We start from the raw sequence: 18,240 nt of genomic DNA, 5'->3' as shown, positions 1-18,240 counted from the left end.
CCTAAGTTATGGGATGTCCCTGCTTGTAAAGATTTTCCATCCTGCATGAGTGCTTCAATGCAATAAGTATGGACAGCACCTGCAAATTTTTCGGATTCAGTTTTTCTACCGACGATAACAGGCATAGCGAGGTAATCTTCTGCGAATCGTTGATAGACACGAATCATCCGAAGGGTTTCTTCTTCCGCTTCTTCATAGGAGGCATGTGCGGTGTGTCCTTCTTGCCACAGGAACTCTGTGGTACGGAGAAAAAGCCGTGTTCGCATTTCCCAACGGCAGACATTTGCCCACTGATTAATGAGTAATGGTAAATCGCGGTAAGAACTTATCCAATCTTTGTAAGTAGCCCAGATAATTGTTTCTGATGTAGGTCGTATTACTAAGGGTTCTTCTAAAGGTTTTCCTCCACCATGGGTAACAACGGCACATTCCGGTGCAAAACCTTCCACATGTTCTGCCTCTTTTTTTAAGAAACTTTCAGGAATAAGCATGGGGAAATAGGCATTAACATGTCCTGTTTCTTTAAACATACGGTCCAGGTTCTTTTGGATATTTTCCCAGATACCATAACCGTTAGGACGGATGACCATGCAACCTTTTACAGGGCTGTAATCAGCTAATTCCGCTTTTAAAACAATGTCAATATACCATTGGGAATAATCTTCAGAGCGTTTCGTTATTCCTTTGCTCATCCTTGTTATATCCTTCCTTTTATCGATTTTTTTGATTAAGTTTATTGAGTTGTTTTCCGTGGGTAGGCTTTATTCATTCGTTGGATAAGTTCCAGTGCATTTTTATGATAGGTTGTTCCTACTTCAGGTCCACATGAGTTTACTTCACCATATTGACTTTTTCCATATACGAATGGCGGTTTCGTATCCCATTGAGATTTGGGAAGCATATAACCGATTTCATCGTTGGCTAATCCGATGATAAATGCCATTTTTACTTCCTTTTCCATTTCCATTCGTAAGGGGGGATTTTCAACAGGAGTGGTTAGATTAAAGTCATTACCTGGCAGTGCTTCAATATGACCCTGAACAATTTCAGGATATAATTCGCCCGGAACAGTAGTAATCATAACATCGCCAATGCGCACGACATTGACTTCCGTTTTTGATTTTCCTCCCCAATAATATCCTTCGTGAATAAGCCCTAACATAATGGCATATTTAAAGTGCCCTTGCATAGGAGCAAGATAAGTTTTAGCGGAGACTGCTAACAAAGGCTTTTCATTCTTCCATACATTCGGCCCACGAAGTGCCTTTATCGCAACAAGGGCTACATTATACCCTAAGGCTTCTCCTTTTTCTAATGAGGATTCTTTGTAAGTTATTGTACCGGAGCGGTCGGGAACTTCAACACCCAGTTGTGTCATAAGACCACCCACCATTCCTTGAAAATATAGGCACATGCCACCAAAACCCGGAGCCCCATTGGGGTCAGGAACGCCATTTTCCAATCCTTCACGAAGTGTGTGACAGAAATCCGAGGATAGATAGTTGTTTTCGCTACCTGATGATTCCGGATGATTGCCCCAGGATACAAAGGTTGCAATCGTTTCATCAGTATTGGGTTTTGTAAAACGGAATAAATACATATAAGGGTCCATTACTTCGGGTTTTCGGGAATCACGGATAAAACCTTCCGGACCTACTTCTACTTGTGTACAATACATATCGGCTGGTTGTAAATTACGAACCGCTTCTTCAATGGCTTCTTTTGCCATCTTCTGAATAAATTTCATGTGCCTATCATCATAACCAAATCCTGGAATGTCCAGTCCTTTAATTCGTTTCCAGAAAGTCCAAATTTTCATGGTATCCACGACTTCATGGCAGTGAGTAGATGAAAAGAGAACATGGTCTATCTTTAAATTAGGGTCTATACTTTTGCGTATGGTTATAAAATCGTTATGATAAATACCAATAGCATCAAAACTTGCCATAACCAGGGTAACACCATTATTGCGAAAGGCAATAGCACGAACCCATTGTGGGTCATGAATCCCTTTAGCCGGACGATTGGTCCCAAAACCTGCAATCCATATACCATCAAATTTTCCATTATGGTTTTTATCCACATAAGTATCTACATTGGGGTCAAACTTCCCGTTATTGTTTACATCTTCCCATGAATCATACAGGTCAAGTATAGGGGTAATGTCTCTTTTTGCTACACCCACTTCCAGAACACCCGGTTGTGGTGTAGAAACAGGGTCGGGAATTAAAAAGTCAAGTGTATAGTTATGATAAGGTCCCCGCATGCGTGAATAGAGCCATACAAAAAATAAAGCAACAATCACCACAATGGTTATAAGAATCCATCGTAAAATAGGATGTCTACCTAAAAAAGAGTTGGGAGAGAACATGATGATATTCCTTTTTGTCAGAAGTTTTGATTGGTAATAGTGTATAATAAGAGTGTTTGAAAAGACTACTTATATTGATTATATGATAAATTACTGTGATATTTCATTCTTATATCTATTTTGTATAGGTATATGATTCAATTTAAAAAGGTCTTAATATGATAATGAAACAATTTTTAATAGGAATAACTATGACTGCAGTATTTTATTGCTCAACCGGTTATGCTTATGCTTATCAATTAATATATCAACCGAAACCTGATGATTCCATGCAGGTATATATTTATCGTTTAAGTAATGGGATAACCGTATATCTTACGGAAAATCATGAAGTTCCCCGTTTTTATGCAGAAATAGCCGTGCGAGCGGGCAGTCAGAATGACCCACCCGAAACTACGGGATTAGCCCATTATTTTGAGCACCTTATGTTTAAGGGGTCAGAACGATTAGGGACTATTGATTTTACGAAAGAGAAAGAGTTGCTCGATAAAATAGAGGATTTATATGAGAAATATCGGCAAACAACAGATGCCCAGAAACGGGAAGAAATTTACAAAGAAATTGACCAACTTTCTCAGGAGGCAAGCCAATATGCAGTTCCCAATGAATTAGACCGAGTTTATAAATCATTAGGAGGGGACAAGATTAACGCACATACATGGATTGATGAAACGGTGTATAAGGTAGAATTGCCTGCAGGGTGTTTGGAACATTGGGCTATGTTAGAATCCGACCGATTTTCGGCTCCTGTTTTTCGTTTGTTTCCGACAGAATTAGAAACCGTGTATGAAGAGAAGAATCGAGCCATGGACAATCGGGAACGCGTGTTAATGGAGGCTGTTAATGAAAAGTTATTTCCAGACCATCCTTATGGGACACAGACTGTGTTAGGGGACCCAGAACATTTGAAAAATCCATCTATAAAGAATATAAAAAGTTTTTTTGAAAAGTGGTATGTTCCCCAAAATTTATCCATTGGAATTTCAGGGGACATAAAAATTCCAGAGGCGATAGAAATTATTTCGAGGTATTTTTCAGACATAAGAAAGGAAGCAACAAAAGGGGAAGATAGTAATAAAAATTTAACAATAGAAAAAAGAGAAAATGAAGGGGATAAAATCTGTTCCCCTATTTCGACATATTGCTATGAACCGTTGAAAGAAAGAATTCCAGTAGAAATACAGTTTGAAGGTGAGCCTTCGGTTATGCTTGCTTTTCGGACTGTACCTAAATTACACCCGGATTCGGATAAAATCGCCCTGATGGATATGATTTTGGATAATGCGGTAGCTGGTTTAATTAATCTGAATCTCATCCAAAAGCAAAAAGTTAGAAGAGCGGGCTCTTTTATCATGCAGTTAAACGATTTGGGCGTTGAGTATATATTGGGAGTACCCAAAGAAGGGCAGAGTTTGGAAGAAGTGGAACAATTGTTGTTGGAGCAGGTAAAGTTACTTTGTGAGGGGAAATTTGAAGATTGGCTTTTACCAGCAATTATTACAGATTTCCGAAAAATGAAGGAACGGTCAAGAGAAACAAATGAGGGACGAGTAGGTGAACTCACGGATGCGTTTATAGCACATGAAGACTGGCAGGAGCATTTGAAACGAATTGAACGAATGGAAAAAATAACCAAAGATGAGATTGTAAATACAGCCAGGAAGTATTTTTCACAAGGATATGTTGCAGGCTATCGTAAAGATGGAAAACGCGAAATTAGTTATGTCCCCAAACCCAAATTAACGCCACTAACTATTGATAGCACGAAACTTTCACCTTTCGCTCAGCAGATTTTATCAATTCCTATGGCTAAAAGTGAACCTGTTTTTCTGGAAAAAGGGAAGGATTATATTCATCTGCAGAAGAAAGAGGGTTTGGATTTTTGGTTTTGTAAAAATCCGCTAAATAAAATATTCAGTTTAGAAATACGCATAGATATAGGGAATTATCACAATCCCAAAATTCCAGTGGCTCTACGGTTATTGGAAAAGTCTGGAACGCGTTATCTTTCTCCAGAAAACCTCAAGAAGGAATGGTATAAATTAGGGGCAGAATTCGGTGTTCGTTCTACCAATAATGAAACGGTAATTTCTTTAAATGGTTTCGATGACCGTTTTAAGGAAACTATGGATTTATTGATGGAGGTAATGTTTTATCCTCAAGTAGAGAAGGATGTTTTGGAAGAATTAAAGGCGATTATCCTTGCTCAGCGTGAAGATGCTAAAAAGGACCCGGAAGAAGTGATGCGGGCTTTAGTGCAGTTTAACCGATTAGATACACAATCTCCCTACTTGAATTTGCTTTCGGAAGAGGAGTTGAAAAAATTATCCATTGAAGAATTACAGGAGATAACAAAAAATTTATTGAATTACAAACATCATATTTTTTATGCCGGAACACTAAATCATAAAGAATTAACAAAACTTTATAAAGGATATCTAAAGAAGGAATTTAAGAAGCAAAAGGACTTTTCCGGGTTAAAAGACACACCTTCCTATATATATTTAAAATCAAGAAGACCCGAAAATACCCAATTGTATGTTCTGGATAAAGAGACGACACAGGCAAGTGTGCGAATAGAGTTCGGGTTAGAAGAGTCAACAATGGAAGAAGAACCAGTGATTGAGGTCTTAATTCATATTTTGGTGGAGGTATGGCAGGAGTTGTATTTCAGGAATTACGAGAAGCCCGAGCATTAGCGTATGTCGCAGGAGCCCAATATATCGGGGGATATAAGAAAGGTGATGAAGATTTAATGGTTGGCGTTATCCAGACACAGCCTGACAAATTAAAAGAAGCATTGGAATGCTTTCTACAGCTATTTGATAATTTGCCTATATCCGAAGAACGGTTCCGTTTTGCTAAAGAATCGGTGCTAAATGACTATCAGACAGACAAGGTCACATTCCGAAGCATATTAGGGCGTGTTTATGGTTGGTATCTCCATGGAATTGAAGATGACCCTCGAAAACAATGGTATAAAGGTATCCAACAACTAACCTTGCAAGACCTGCTTCAATTCCATGAAAAAAGAGTTAAATCCAGTAAACGGCTTATCAGCGTTATGCTACCATTAAATAGAATAACCTCTGATTCTCTTGCACAATTCGGAAGTTTGCGTTTTGTTACTATAAACGATATTTTTGTGAAATAGAAACCCGATAATACCTCTGCACTACACACCTATATTATTTATAATCCACTCAAAATAATGTGGATATTTATAATGTATCGTATCTTTACATCCTCCAATAAGATTACTAAATATCGAGATAAAGTAAGGGAAGAAACCTACTTACTCAATATTTTCTTTTTCTTTATATATCGCGATATAATACCTACTATAACTTTGCTAAATTAATTCATAACCATAAGGATTAAGATTATGAAGAACTTTTATGTTTCGTCACTTTTAATTACATCCATTTTTGCTATTCTTTTATGCTCAACTGTTTTTGCTGTGGACAAAGATAAAGATATGCTGTATGTTGGCTCTGCTAAACGCGTTGTTACGCCAGACCCCTTGCTTCCAGTATCAGGTGGAGTGGGTACACCGGAACCTGTAGAAAAAAAGATTGGAGATTTGTTTGCCCGTGCGATGGTTATGAAAAAAGGAGATATAGCCGTAGCTATTGTCAGCCTTGATTTTTTAGGTTGGTCATCTGTGCTGGCGGATAAAATCCGTTTAATGGTTCCCCAAATTCCGCCTGAGAATATACTGGTGGGTGTTACACATACGCATAGTGCCCCAGAAACTTATGGGTTTGTTGATGAAAAAGGGAATTGTTCGGCGGATTTGAAATATCTTGATTGGGTATGTCAACAGGCAGGTGAAGCAATTAATGAAGCATATAAAAATATGAAGCCTGCTTATTTAAAAATTGCTATGGGTGAGGCAAAAGGGAAAATTGCTTATAATTACTATGCCGATGAATTGTATGACCATCGTTGCAGTGTATTACAGGCTGTTTCTGCGGAGAAGAAAAAGGAAGGAAAAATTCTTGTAACGCTGGTAAATTATGCTATTCATCCGGAAGTTATTGGAGATAGTCAAAAGATTTTATCTCCTGACCTATGTGGTCCTTTATATGATAAGATTGAAGCGGAAACGGGAGGAATGGCTATTTTCATGAACAGTGCTCAGGGGGGTATGGTTACAGCAGATTGTCGTGGACCTAATGGAGATATTCAGACATGGGATGAATGTATTCGTATTGGAGAATTGTTAGCCAGTGAAGCATTGCGTATCGTGAAGGATGCTCCTGTTCAGAAAAATCCCACATTGTATTGCACTAATACCCCTGTTGAGTTTCCCATTGATTCTCCGTTACTTCGTATGGTCTTAAAAAATTCACCGATTAAATATCCTATTACAGAAAAAAATACAATACCTACCCGAATTAACTTGATTAATGTTGGAACTGCTCAAATTGTAACTATTCCTGGGGAAGCCCTTCCCAATATTGGCTTTTACCTAAAACGAAAAATGCCTACTCCCCATCCATTTTTGTTTGGATTGACAAATGACGCTTTCGGTTATATCCTTACCAAAGTGGACTGGAACAGTTTTAAGAAGTATGAATATATTTCTCGCACTGGATTGGGAGAAATGACGGGAGAAATTCTTATTGATACGATATTAAAATTAGTCAATCAGTCGCCCAAACCCGACCCTGTTGAAAAACAATAAAAGGTAAATGAAATTATCTGATACAGAACTGAAACACGAAAATCAGAAACAGCCCTATTTTTCTGCTGTTGATACTTTATCCCTTCTGACTATTCTGGTTATAGGTTTCATTCTGAGAAGTTATCGTATTGGCTCACTCTCTTTATGGTTTGATGAGTTTATTACCACATACAAATTGTATCTCTCGCCATCATTCGATGAGTTTCTTTCTATTTTTAGTGCCTACCACTCCGACCAAGTTCCCTTATCCCATTTAATTTTTTATTCTATATTCCGTTTATTTTCGATATCTCTTTCAAATATTGAGATACTTCGCTGGGTCTCTGTATTCATTGGTGTAATTAATCTCTTGTTGTTCTTCATATTTGTAAAACTTTCTTTAGGTAGGCGGACTGCTTTATTGGCTACTTTTCTATTTGCTCTTTCACCGTTCCACATTTTATTTGCACAGATGATAAGACCCTATATCTTTTATGAATTTGTGGGTTTATGTTCTTTGGTTGCAACAGCCTTGCTTTACAAAAAACTTTCGTACTCCCGCGGATTTTTCTGGGTATTAGCAAATATCACTATATTTATCTCACATTATACAGGGCTTCTGCTTATTCTTATCGAAATATTTTTCTTATCCCTATATTTTGTAAAAGAGAAAAGGAGTGTTTTCTTATTATTTTCTGCTTGTTTAGGTGGAATTATCCTCTGTATCTTCTTTTTCTTCACACCCCACTCCATTCCTATATATACCCAAGCAGATGATTTTGTTATGGGTGTTCCGTCTGTTTATAAATGGTTAACCGATTTATTGGCTGATGATGCTATCCTTACAAATGAACCTTTTTTTCATCAAGGACCCACAAGCACTTTTATTACGCCTTATTGGATTAATGAGATTATAGGATTACATTTATGGTTCGATACCCTCCTCATTATTTTTTCTGTTTTTTCTCTTACTTATGTTTTATTTGACCTGTATTCAAAATGGAAAACTGAATGTACTAAAAAAGGACAAATACCATTTTTTTATTTGTTCCCTTTTTGGTTAATCACATCACAACCGATTATTTCTTTTCTATTAACGGTTGTTATAGCACCTGTTATTATTCTGACCTTCCTTTCACTTCTTGTCTGGCCCTGTATGCAAACAAGATATACCCTTTACAGTTCTTTTGCGATGTATTCTATGCTTGCTTATACACTTTTGAATATTGAACAGACCAAAATCAGAAGAATATTGATAGCATGGCTTTTAATCGCTTTTTCTTATCAAACTTTCGTTTCTGCAATATCTCAAAAAACAACAGATTTTAAGACTGCGGGAAAAATTATTTCTCAAAGTAGCAAACCTGATGAACCGATACTTACATGGGGAATTTTTTATATTTCCATTCCGATAACAAATGAAATGCTTGCCTACTATACAGAAACCCCGAACAAAGATATAATCCCTGTTTATAGTTTTTTTGATGTTATGAACTGTTTGAAAAGGATTTTTGTAGATAAAGAAAAAGAAAGTGCATGGCTGGTAATAGAACGGTTTGTGTTTCATTTTCCTGATGAAAATTTTATAGAAGCATACTTTTATAAGGCAGGGATAAAATTTGAAAAAACCTTTTTACCCGGGATGAATGGTCTTTGGTTATACCACTTAAGTAAAGAGGCGTTCTCTTTTAATGAAATGGAAAATATTCCTGAATGCATAGACTATAGCCCCTTTATAGAGATTTTGAAGAAAATAAATGCCCCTGATAACATTCGGGAAGAAGCCCATCATGAACTACGAAATTATATTGATTTTATTCATCCACCTACCCCTATGATTTGGAATTACATAGCATGGGCTGCTCTTAATAGGAATAAACCCGAACTTGCAGAATGGTTCGCTAAATGTGCGATATACCTTCAACCGCAGACACCCTGGGGATACCATTCCCTGGCTATTAGTCTGATGGAACAAAATCGCAAACAAGAGGCTTTGGACACATTTTACCAATGTATCGAAAAAGACCCAACAGGTATTCACAAAAATCATTATCTCCCTATTATTCGTGCTATATACATAGATGAGAATACTAATCTTGCAAAACAATTGATAAGAGAAATAGAAGGAAAAGGTGGTTTTATTAATCCAATTTATAAAACAAGAGCCGGGATTTTAAATATACTTAATTAATAAGGGACGAGATTATGAAAGGATATTTGATTTCCTTATTGTGTATTTTTCTGAGTGTTTGTTTTATCACTCATGCACAGGTAGAGAATAATGATAGACTTTTCCCAACAATAGAAACATGTGGTGTTTCTATTCTTAAATTCGGGGCTATTGGAGATGGGAAAACATTAAACACATCATTTATTCAAAAAGCCATTAACACTGTATCAGAACAAGGAGGTGGATTTGTAGTTATTCCACAGGGGAAATTTCTTACAGGGACGATTGTTTTGAAAAACGGTGTATTTCTCTATCTAAGTCCAGGAAGTGTATTAATAAGTAGCACAGAGATTGAAGATTTTCCCGAGATAAAACCTTCATATCGCTCTTATACCGACAATTATTCTCAAAGGTCGCTCATTTTTGCAGAACAACAAAGAAATATTGGGATTGTCGGCTATGGCAAAATTTATGGCCAAGGCGAACAATTTATAGAGGATAAAAACAGAATATACAAATTCCGCCCTTACCTCGTTCGATTGATTGAGTGTAAAGAGGTGAATTTAGAAGGAATAACTTTTGAAAATGGTGCTATGTGGACTGTTCATTTACTTGCATGTGAAAATATACGCTGTTCTAATGTGAAAATAAATAGCCGTTGTAATCGGAATAATGATGGTATTGATATAGATTCCTGTGAAAATGTCATTGTTAGTGATTGCCATATCGTTTCTGGTGATGATTCTATCGTTCTTAAAAGCACCTCGCCAAAACCCTGCAAAAATATAACTATTACAAATTGTATTTTAAGTTCCCTGTGCAACGCATTGAAAATGGGAACAGAATCAAATGGTGGTTTTCAAAATATTTCCATTAGCAACTGCACTATTTACGATACCCGTATATCTGGCGTAACGATTCAGACCGTAGATGGAGGAATAACGGAAAATATCGTTATTAATAATATTTGCATGCAGAATGTAAGCAATCCTATCTTTATTCGTTTAGGGAATCGTGCACGCCCTTGTTGTCCAGGACAATCTGTTACTTCTGTAGGAACGATGAAAACAATAATCCTTACAAATATAATCGCCACAGGTGCCGATTCTATCGGCTGTCCTATTTCGGGACTACCGAACCATTATATAGAAGAACTTACATTGCGTGATATTAATCTTTCATTCAAAGGAGCGGTAGAAAAACAAATAGATGTTCCTGAGGAGAAAGAAGATGCTTATCCGGAATACCGGATGTTTGGAACACTACCTGCCTATGGTTTTTTTATAAGACATGTTAAAAATATCCATATGGAGAACATTACCATACATACGGGAGAGAAAGACATCCGACCTGCTCTTTTTTTAACAGATGTTCAGACACCTGTCATCTCTAATATTCACTTATTTGACAACAACAAAAAAGAAAAACACATTGTTTCTGAAAACACATCCGATATTATTCTGAAAGATATATACTTAAACGGAAAAGCAAAATAATTGTTGTAAAATGTGTATTTATTTTTCGGAGAAGGAGGAGGGATGTGAACCAACGGCAATAATACTGCAAGCGTAGATGGGATTTAATCCAAGTTGTGTTGCTTTTTGCATAAGTTCTTCGTCTTCGGCACCGGGGTTTATGTATAGTTCGTTGTGCTTTTTTCTGGCAATGGAGGGGAGAAGTGTTTTGCCGATTTGAGGTGGAACATATACGCTGATACGGTCAATAGGTTCGGGAACATCTTCAATGGATTTATAACAGGGAATCCCTTCAATTTCTTTGATATTGGGATTCACGGGGTAAACAGTCCATCCTTTTGCAATATATGCACGGATTGCCTTATTACTGTATTTGTTACGGTCGGCAGATGCACCAATGATTGCTACTGTTTTAGGCATTTTTTTATTTTTCTTTTTTAGGTTTGGAGCGTTGTAATACTTCGTCAATTAGTCCATAGTTTTTTGCTTCGTCTGCACTGAGAAATAAGTCGCGGTCGGTATCTCTTCGGATAACTTCAATGGGTTGTCCTGTATGTCTGGCGAGGATTTGGTCAATAGTTTCACCTATCCGAACAATTTCCTGTGCCTGAATAGCGATGTCAGTAGCCTGTCCGCGAACACCCCCCATTAATTGATGCAACAGGAAGCGAGAATAAGGAAGCGCATAGCGTTTTCCGGGAGTTCCTGCGGACATAAGGACTGCTGCCATACTGGCTGCCTGTCCAAGGCAGATGGTTGTAATTTCGGGACGGATAAACTGCATGGTATCGTATATTGCCAAACCTGCTGTAACACTACCACCCGGGCTATTGATATAAAGATTTATGTCTTTATCGGGGTCTTCTGCTTCTAAATAAAGTAATTGGGCAATGATATAGTTAGCAACATAGTCGTCAATAGGCATACCCAAAAAAATAATTCGGTCTTCAAGCAATCGGGAGTAAATATCGTAAGCCCTTTCTCCCCGACTGGTTTGCTGATATATTGTTACAGCCTGAGGGTTAATAGGATTTTCGGAATAAGGGTTAATTCCATGTTTGAACAATTTTTCTATTGCTTCATGCATAGTTTTTAATTCTCTTAATCAGATTTTTTTTCCCATTCTTCACGGGAAATAGTTTTTGTCTCAATTTTGGCACTGTCTAAAATAAGTTTAACTACTTTTTTTCGAATAATGGTATCGTTTACATCTTCTTTGCCTTGTTCCTGAATATAGTTACGAATGGTTTCTATATCTATCCCTGTTCTTCCTTGTATGTTTTGTGCTTCGTCCTCGTAGTCACTATCTGTAATTTCTATCCCTTCTGCTTCGGCTATTTCATTTGCCACAGTATACCACTTAATTGTTTTTTCTGCTTTTTCTTTAGCATCCTTTTCCAACTCTTCGCGTTGTTTTTCAATTTCCGACACAGGGATACGCATTTGTATCATTCGTTGGATTTGTTCTTCTACCTGATTTTTGGCTACCTCTTCAATGAGTGATTTGGGAATTTCAAATGTGCTGTTTGCAATAACCTGTTCAATTGCATCTGTCTCTAATTGATAATCAGTTTCTTCCGATATAGCATCTTCCAGTTCTTTCTTAATTTTTTGTTTCAAGTCTTCAAGATTTTTTGCCCCGGCTTGTTTTGCAAATTCATCATCTAATGCAGGCATTTCTTTCCGTTTGATGTCTTTAATTTTAATTTCGAATATTGCTTTTTTACCGGCAAGGCTTTTGTTCGTGTAATCTATCGGAAATTCAACTTCGCAGGTTTTCGTTTCACCAACTTTAGCACCAATAAGTGCTTCTTCAAATTTACCGAAAAATCTCTTAGAACCGACTATGTAAGGATAATTGTTGGCAGTTCCACCGGGGAAACTTTCCCCATCTATAGTTCCATTAAAATCAATAATTGCCTGGTCACCATTGGCTATTTCTGCATCAGGAATAGACTGATAAATTGCAAAACGGTTCCGCAAAAGTTCCAGCCGTTCTGCAATCATATTTTCATCAGGTTCAAGGACTTTTCGTTCTAACTCAAGCCCACGATACTTACCTAATTCGCATCTTGGTGCTACTTCAAAAGAAACCTGAAAAGATATATCCTTATCTTCTGGTAATTTGTCAAGTTCTTCTAACCCTTCAAATTGCGGGGTAGAAAATGCCCGTAATTTATTGTCTTCCATTAATTTTTTAACGGATTCGGTTATAACCTTATCAAGGGCTTCTTTTCGAGCTATTTTGCCAAATTTGTTTTCAACTAACCACATGGGGGCTTTCCCTTTACGAAAACCGGGCAATTCTGCATGTTCTTTTACTTCTTCCAGATTTTTATTTATCTGTGATTTAGTATTTACCGCAGGAATAGAAATCTTTACGGAATATAAACAGTCTCCTTTGTAATCAATTTCATATTCGGGGTCTTTTTCAAATTTAAATTCTTCTTCGGCTGTATCATGGGCATGGTGATGGTGTTTATGCTCATGCAATTCCTCTGTTGTTGTTTGTTCCGAAGTAGTTTCCGTTGCATTTTGCAACTCATCTTTTTGTTCTGATTCAGAGGGAGTAATGTTATTTTCGTTGTTGTTTTTTTGTTCCATCATGATTATTGACCTATATTTAAGTTGTTTTATGATTCATTAATTATCTATTAAAGTTCAATAGTAATGTGGGCGAGGCGGGAGTTGAACCCGCACACCTCGCGGTACTGGATCCTAAGTCCAGCGCGTCTGCCAATTCCGCCACTCGCCCCTCATGCTAATAAACATTGGGGTTTAAAAGATTACCATAAATCCACAATTTTTTACAACTTTTGAATTTAATAAGAATTTTCAGGAATATTGTATGTTCAGGACATAGTGGGTACATGCGTATGTTGATTTATCTCAAAAATTTCAAGTACTTTATCAGATAATTCATCAACGGTTAGTCCAAACATTTTTAATTGTTCTTCACGAGAAGCATGTTCACAAAAAACATCCGATATCCCTAAACGATATATCTTTGTCTCTTCTATTAAAGAACTATCATTGAAGTATTCAAGGATAGCACTTCCAAAGCCACCTATTAAAGTATTTTCTTCGACCGTAAAAATACGCGGGGTAGAAAGTTTTTTCAGTATCTGTATATCGAGGGGTTTTACCCATCTCATATCAATAACACCGATAGATATCCCTGCTTTTTGTAATTTTTGGGATACTTTCAGGCAGGTATGGACTTTGGTTCCCACGGCAAGAAAATAGCCATCAGTTCCTGTTGAAAGGACATCTGCTCCCATGTAATTCCGTTCTGTCGTTGACCCTGTAAGTATAGATTGTGCTTTGAGATAACGAATTGCAATGGGTCCTTCTTGAAGGAGGGCTATTTCTAAAAGTTTTTCTAAATCAAAGCCATCGCGAGGTGAACAAATCTTTAATTGGGGTATGACCCGCAAAAAGGAAAGGTCAAAAGTCCCCATGTGAGTGGGACCATCTTCACCAACAAGCCCGGCACGGTCTATAGCGAAAATAACGGGCAAATTTTGCAAACAAACATCATGAATAATCTGGTCATAAGCCCGTTGTAAAAAAGTCGAATAAATAGCAACCACAGGTCGAAATCCTTTACAGGCAAGCCCAGCGGCAAGAGTTACCGCATGCTGTTCGCATATTCCTACATCGAAAAATCGTTGTGGGAATTTTTCCGCAAAAGTAGTCAATCCCGTACCTGCTGGCATTGCGGCAGTTATAGCAACAATTCGATTATCTTTTTCAGCGAGTTTACATATTGCATCGCTAAAATGTTCTGTAAAACTTTTTCCTATTTCTTCAACAGGTTGGGTTAATAGAATTCCATCCCCTTCTTCATCGGATTTGTAAATTTTTTTAGGTTTAATTCCGTGATATTTTTGAGGGTCTTTTTCCGCCTCTTTGTATCCTTTCCCTTTTTCCGTTCGACAGTGAAACAAAACAGGACCCGCAAAATACTTCAGATTTTGAAAACATTCCATTAATAAAGGTAAATCATGTCCATCGGCAGGACCGATATAATTAAAACCCAATTCTTGGAATAAGGAACCTTTTGTAATAAAGCCTTTTACCGATTTCTCCAAATCCTGAATGGTTCGGGTAACGCGTTCTCCTACAATTCGTTTTACGAAACTTCCAACATCTTCTTTTGCCCTTTTATAAGGGTAAGCCATAATAAGGCGATTAAAATATTTTGCTAAAGCCCCTGTATTGGGAGCGATAGACATTTCATTATCATTCAATATTACCAGCAGATTTGTTCCAAGGTGCCCCGCATGACTTAATGCTTCCATTGCCATGCCCCCTGTCATGGCTCCATCTCCAATAACTGCTATAACATGATTATTTTCTTTTTCTATATCACGAGCAATAGCCATCCCTAATGCAGAAGATATAGATGTGGAACTATGACCCGTGCCAAAAAAATCAAGGGGGCTTTCCTCACGACGCGGATAGCCACTAATTCCCCCTTTTCTTCGGAGTGTATCAAAATTGTGGTTTCTTCCCGTAAGTATTTTATGAGCATAAGATTGATGTCCGACATCCCATATAAGAATATCTTTACCGATGTCAAAAACATAATGTAATGCAATAGTCAGTTCCACTACTCCCAGGGGAGATGCCAAATGCCCCCCATTGATTAAGACCGTAGAAATAATTTTTTTGCGAATTTCTTCCGCCAATAGTTCTAACTGGTCTAAAGAAAGGGTTTTAATATCTTTAGGTGAATTTATATTTTCAAGAATAGCCATATTTTAAATTTCCAATAAAAACCTCTTCACTCTTGCTAATATAATAACATAGATGTCTCTTAAATATCCCACTGTAAGAATTTTATAAGGTTGTGTTATAATAAAACACAGTTTAAGTTCATTTTAATTCATTATTTAATACATGTAAAGTAAAGAAGTTTTTATGAAGTTTATAAAATCTTTCCCTATTTTTATTTTGGTGGCTAATTTTATATTTGTTGTTGTTAATATTTTTGCTGATGAAATAGCGGAATCAGGTAGAAAAGTCTTTCAACAATATGCCTCTTCTGTCATTACAGTTAGAGCCAATTTATTAATTACCTCATCGGATGGAGATGAAGAAACTGTTGGACAATGCACTGCAGTGTTGGTAAAGCCTGCTGGTATGGCAATTCTTGCTCTTTCGGCACTTGACCCATCAATATTGTTAGACCAGGAATTACGAAATACAATTAATATCCGTATCGCTTCTATAAAGATGATTTTGAAAGATGAAAAAGAAATTCCCGCTGAAGTGCTTTTACAGGATAAAGAACGCGATGTTATGGTTATCCGAGCCAAAGAACCAATTCCAGAAGATTTAGTCAAGGTATCCTTAGAAAAAGATGATATTGCGGCACCCCAATTATTAGACCCCTTGTTATTAATTATGCAACATGGGAAAGTGGCTCGTCGCACTCATAGTGCAACCGTATTGAGAGTAGAGAGTATTATTGAAAAACCTTTTCTTTTTTACACATTAAGCCAGAGCCGTTCTTTTGATATTTTGAGTTCGCCTTTATTTTCAATGGATGGGAAATTTGTGGGTATGGGGACTTTACGGGTAGTGCAGGAATGGAAAGATGAGGTAGAGACTAATTCATTAATTATTGTTTTACCCGCAGAACAAATTGCCCCTCTTGTAAAAGAAGCTGTAGATTTAAAACAGGGAGATACTATCAACAAACCTGAAACTGCTGAAACAAAACCATCTATTTAATTTGTTCGTCTGTTGAAATTTCTTGATTTTGTTCAAACTCGTTTATAACGCTGTTCTCTGACAGTTCTACACCGCTTTTGAATGCAGAACGACTAATACAATGTGCTGCAACAGGTGCCGTAATAAGAGTAAATAGGATGGGTAACATAGCACGCACTGTAATTTCTGTATCCCAAAAATAAAGAGACAATGCAATTAAGGCTCCTGTAACACCTAAAGTTCCGCTTTTTGTGGCAGCATGCATCCGAGTATATACATCAGGAAAACGCAGTATTCCGAAACCGGCTAATAACATAAAAAAACCACCCAAAAGTAAAAATAGCGAGGTGAGGATTTCTTTTATCATGGTTTCCCTCCAATTCCTAAATAATAGGCAAAGGTTACTGTCCCTAAAAAGGAAAGAATAGTAATTGTTATTGCATCAATCAGGTATGTGGAGTTTGATATGGCAATGGAATAAACAGCGATTATGCCGACAATTTGAGTTGTTATCAGGTCTAAAGCCACTACACGGTCTGCCAGAGTAGGACCTATAGCAAGTCGTATCAGGGCAAAAATTATCCCTACAACAACCATAATTGTAAATATAACTATACTCGAAAAAATCATATATCAGTTAAAAATTGTGTTTAATGGTTTTTCCAATTGTTCTTCAATATCTTTTTTCAATTTTTCAGGATTATTAGCAAACAAAGCGTGAATATAAAGAACCTTATTGTCTTCTGAAATATCCACGCTTAGGGTTCCGGGAGTTAATGATATAAAATTTGCAAATAAAGTTATTTCCAACGGATTGGTAGAATGAAGTTGATAAGCAATAATTCCGGGGGCGGATTTTGGACGAATGCGAAGCACCTCAATGGCTACTTCAATATTTGATAAAAATAATAGCCAAATAAAACGAAATGCAAACAAAAAAATACGAATGACTTTAAGAAAATAATCTGCTTCTTTGCCATATATGATAAATAAAATCATATATCCAATAACAAATCCCAATAGGATACTTGCAAAAGACAAAGTACCTGAGATAAAGGCCCAGATTAAACTTAAAAGAACATTTGCCAGAAACAAGTTGGAATTCATACTAATACTCCATAACCTTTTCTATATAAGTCAATGGCTGAAGTAAACTTTGAGCGGACTTTTCGGATATATCAATAAAAGTTTCTCCAAATACACCCAATAAAACAGTCAGTAAAGCAAGTATTATCACAGCACTGTATGCAAAAAATAAATTTTTCTCTGGTTCAGTGGAAATTTCTTTTTTATAATTTGATGTTCCCCAAAAGGTATATATCCATATTTTTGTCATTGAAAATAAAGTAAGGAAACTTACAAGTATGGATATGAAAACAGTAATATAAGCACCTGCATGAATACCTGCTATTATTAATGCCAATTTACCGACGAAACCCGACAGAGGAGGTAAACCAGCAAGAGATAATGCGGAACAGAGAAAACAAGCCGAGAGCATTGGTAGTTCTTTATATAGATTTCCTTGCGATTTAAGGTGATAACTGCCTGTTTTTTCGTTAATGATACCGCTTATAAAGAATAGATTTGATTTAGCAACAATATTGTGGACAATAAAGTAGATGGCACCGGCAACTCCTAATGTAGTCCATAAAGCAAGTCCCATAAGCATATAACCAATCTGAGATATGATATGAAAGGAAAGAATACGCCGAATTTCATTTTGAGATACAGCACCGAGAACTCCTATGAGCATGGTAAGACTGGCAATTATCAAAAGGGTATTCTGTGTGGGAGTGTCTATTTCTCGATAAAATAAAGTAAAGGTGCGAATGAT

General features: G+C 36.9%; 16 protein-coding genes and 1 tRNA gene. 6 read left to right on the top strand and 11 right to left on the bottom strand.

What is annotated here, in order from left to right; all coding sequences use genetic code 11:
- Together PLA12_11175 and PLA12_11170 are read right to left on the bottom strand one after the other, a co-directional pair.
- A partial coding sequence (locus tag PLA12_11175; protein HOQ33059.1) for a proline--tRNA ligase occupies nucleotides 1–692 on the bottom strand: 692 nt, incomplete at its 3' end.
- A gap of 41 nt (nucleotides 693–733) precedes the next feature.
- A complete protein-coding gene (locus PLA12_11170; protein HOQ33058.1) occupies nucleotides 734–2,371 on the bottom strand; it encodes a hypothetical protein in 1,638 nt (545 codons plus the stop codon).
- Between the two features lie 191 nt (nucleotides 2,372–2,562).
- Here PLA12_11170 and PLA12_11165 point away from each other — a divergent pair, with 191 nt between their 5' ends.
- The 5 genes from PLA12_11165 (at nucleotide 2,563) to PLA12_11145 (ending at nucleotide 10,706) form a co-directional block, all read left to right on the top strand.
- Entirely contained in the window at nucleotides 2,563–5,070 is a 2,508-nt protein-coding gene (locus tag PLA12_11165) for an insulinase family protein (protein ID HOQ33057.1), read from the top strand.
- Nucleotides 5,025–5,525, top strand: coding sequence for a hypothetical protein (locus tag PLA12_11160; protein HOQ33056.1), 501 nt, complete (start codon nucleotides 5,025–5,027; stop codon nucleotides 5,523–5,525). Before PLA12_11165 ends, PLA12_11160 begins: the two co-directional genes overlap by 46 nt.
- Nucleotides 5,526–5,756: 231 nt before the next feature.
- Nucleotides 5,757–7,061 (top strand): hypothetical protein, encoded by a 1,305-nt coding sequence (locus PLA12_11155; protein ID HOQ33055.1) that lies wholly within the window; start codon nucleotides 5,757–5,759, stop codon nucleotides 7,059–7,061.
- Nucleotides 7,062–7,068: 7 nt separating this feature from the next.
- Complete coding sequence (locus PLA12_11150) at nucleotides 7,069–9,231, top strand: hypothetical protein (protein ID HOQ33054.1); 2,163 nt, start codon at nucleotides 7,069–7,071, stop codon at nucleotides 9,229–9,231.
- Between the two features lie 14 nt (nucleotides 9,232–9,245).
- On the top strand, nucleotides 9,246–10,706 hold the full coding sequence (locus tag PLA12_11145; GenBank protein ID HOQ33053.1) for a glycoside hydrolase family 28 protein: 1,461 nt from the start codon (nucleotides 9,246–9,248) through the stop codon (nucleotides 10,704–10,706).
- 18 nt (nucleotides 10,707–10,724) lie between these two features.
- Here the strand turns inward: PLA12_11145 and PLA12_11140 are convergent, their stop codons facing one another.
- From PLA12_11140 to dxs, 5 genes are all read right to left on the bottom strand, one after another.
- Nucleotides 10,725–11,105, bottom strand: coding sequence for a CoA-binding protein (locus tag PLA12_11140; protein ID HOQ33052.1), 381 nt, complete (start codon nucleotides 11,103–11,105; stop codon nucleotides 10,725–10,727).
- A 4-nt stretch (nucleotides 11,106–11,109) separates the two neighbouring features.
- On the bottom strand, nucleotides 11,110–11,772 hold the full coding sequence (locus PLA12_11135) for an ATP-dependent Clp protease proteolytic subunit (GenBank protein HOQ33051.1): 663 nt from the start codon (nucleotides 11,770–11,772) through the stop codon (nucleotides 11,110–11,112).
- A 14-nt stretch (nucleotides 11,773–11,786) separates the two neighbouring features.
- Nucleotides 11,787–13,292, bottom strand: coding sequence for a trigger factor (gene tig, locus PLA12_11130; GenBank protein ID HOQ33050.1), 1,506 nt, complete (start codon nucleotides 13,290–13,292; stop codon nucleotides 11,787–11,789).
- A gap of 66 nt (nucleotides 13,293–13,358) precedes the next feature.
- Nucleotides 13,359–13,440, bottom strand: a tRNA-Leu gene (locus PLA12_11125).
- 97 nt (nucleotides 13,441–13,537) lie between these two features.
- Complete coding sequence (dxs, locus tag PLA12_11120) at nucleotides 13,538–15,448, bottom strand: 1-deoxy-D-xylulose-5-phosphate synthase (protein ID HOQ33049.1); 1,911 nt, start codon at nucleotides 15,446–15,448, stop codon at nucleotides 13,538–13,540.
- A 163-nt stretch (nucleotides 15,449–15,611) separates the two neighbouring features.
- Here dxs and PLA12_11115 point away from each other — a divergent pair, with 163 nt between their 5' ends.
- Nucleotides 15,612–16,427: a hypothetical protein gene (locus PLA12_11115; GenBank protein HOQ33048.1), complete on the top strand. Its 816-nt coding sequence runs from the start codon at nucleotides 15,612–15,614 to the stop codon at nucleotides 16,425–16,427.
- Here PLA12_11115 and mnhG read toward each other — a convergent pair.
- The 4 genes from mnhG to PLA12_11095 all read right to left on the bottom strand — a co-directional run.
- Nucleotides 16,420–16,773, bottom strand: coding sequence for a monovalent cation/H(+) antiporter subunit G (gene mnhG, locus PLA12_11110; GenBank protein ID HOQ33047.1), 354 nt, complete (start codon nucleotides 16,771–16,773; stop codon nucleotides 16,420–16,422). The two genes, PLA12_11115 and mnhG, sit on opposite strands and share 8 nt — an antisense overlap.
- Entirely contained in the window at nucleotides 16,770–17,003 is a 234-nt protein-coding gene (locus PLA12_11105; GenBank protein ID HOQ33046.1) for a monovalent cation/H+ antiporter complex subunit F, read from the bottom strand. Before PLA12_11105 ends, mnhG begins: the two co-directional genes overlap by 4 nt.
- Before the next feature lie 36 nt (nucleotides 17,004–17,039).
- Nucleotides 17,040–17,513: a Na+/H+ antiporter subunit E gene (locus PLA12_11100; protein HOQ33045.1), complete on the bottom strand. Its 474-nt coding sequence runs from the start codon at nucleotides 17,511–17,513 to the stop codon at nucleotides 17,040–17,042.
- 1 nt (nucleotide 17,514) lies between these two features.
- Nucleotides 17,515–18,240, bottom strand: a 726-nt coding sequence (locus tag PLA12_11095) for a proton-conducting transporter membrane subunit (GenBank protein ID HOQ33044.1), incomplete at its 5' end; no start/stop codon positions are given.

Source organism: Candidatus Hydrogenedens sp. (assembly GCA_035378955.1).
In the GTDB taxonomy this organism is placed as follows: Bacteria; Hydrogenedentota; Hydrogenedentia; order Hydrogenedentales; family Hydrogenedentaceae; genus Hydrogenedens.
Note: the sequence above shows the minus strand (reverse complement) of the source record. Positions and strands in the feature narration are given on the sequence as shown.